1 protein-coding gene is annotated in these 1,082 nt (G+C 63.1%); it reads left to right on the top strand.

What is annotated here, in order from left to right; translation table 11 throughout:
* The coding region (locus AB0F91_RS47280) for an IS701 family transposase (protein WP_360609096.1) at positions 1–816 on the top strand (816 nt) is incomplete at its 5' end.
* Between the last annotated feature and the right edge of the window lie 266 nt (positions 817–1,082).

Below are 1,082 nucleotides of genomic sequence, written 5' to 3'. Positions count from 1 at the left end.
AAGGGCACGAAATCCGCCGGCGTGGCGCGCCAGTATTCGGGCACGGCCGGGCGGATCGAGAATTCGCAGATCGGCGTGTTCTTGGCGTACGCCTCAGATCGGGGGCGGGCTTTGATCGATCGCGAGTTGTATCTGCCGAAAGAGTGGATCGCGGATCGGGGAAGGTGCGCTGCAGCTGGTATTCCGGACGACGTCGGATTCGCGACCAAGCCCGAACTGGCACAACTGATGGTGGAACGCGCGCTCGCCGCGAGAATCCCGTTTGCATGGTTCACCGCCGATGAAGCCTATGGGCAGGTCGGGCGGCTACGGCTCTGGCTGGAAGAGCACGACATCGCGCATGTGCTGGCAGTACCCAAGTCCCAAATGGTGATTTCCATGGATCTGCGGCAACGACGCGTCCACGCCGTCATCGCGGACGTCGACCCGGCCACCTGGCAGCGTCTGTCCTGCGGCGATGGCGCCCACGGGCAACGGATCTACGATTGGGCCGCCGTCGACATCCGCCCCCTGCGCCGACCAGGAGTCGGCCACTGGCTGCTGGCCCGCCGCTCAGTCAGTGACCCCACCGAGACCGCCTACTACATTTGCTTCGGCCCCGCCGACACCGACATCCACGAACTGGTGCGCGTCGCCGGAAGCCGCTGGGCAATCGAAGAAAGTTTCCAAACCGCGAAGAACGAAACAGGGCTCGACCACTACCAGGTCCGCCGATACCAAGCATGGTATCGGCACATCACCCTCTCCATGGCGGCGGCGGCATTCCTCGTCATCACCCGAGACGCCGCGAAAAAAGGGGATCTGCACCCGGCCTGATACCGCTCACGTCCAACGAAATCCGCAAACTGCTCAACCGCGTCACCGCACCGATCCGCCACACAATCCAGCATGCGATGCACTGGTCACGATGGCGACGCACCAGCCAAGCCCGAGCACGTACCAGCCACTACCGACGACGTGGCCATCACGAAGTGTCGTTGCAGTATTAGAGCGTGTCTCACTTGGTGAGTTTCTTGTAGCAGGTGATGGCGGCGCCGAGGGTGAGGAAGGCGAGGTAGTGGCTGGGTTTGCGTTCGTAGCGG

The organism is Amycolatopsis sp. NPDC023774 (assembly GCF_040639695.1).
In the GTDB taxonomy this organism is placed as follows: domain Bacteria; phylum Actinomycetota; class Actinomycetes; order Mycobacteriales; family Pseudonocardiaceae; genus Amycolatopsis.
Note: the sequence above shows the minus strand (reverse complement) of the source record. Positions and strands in the feature narration are given on the sequence as shown.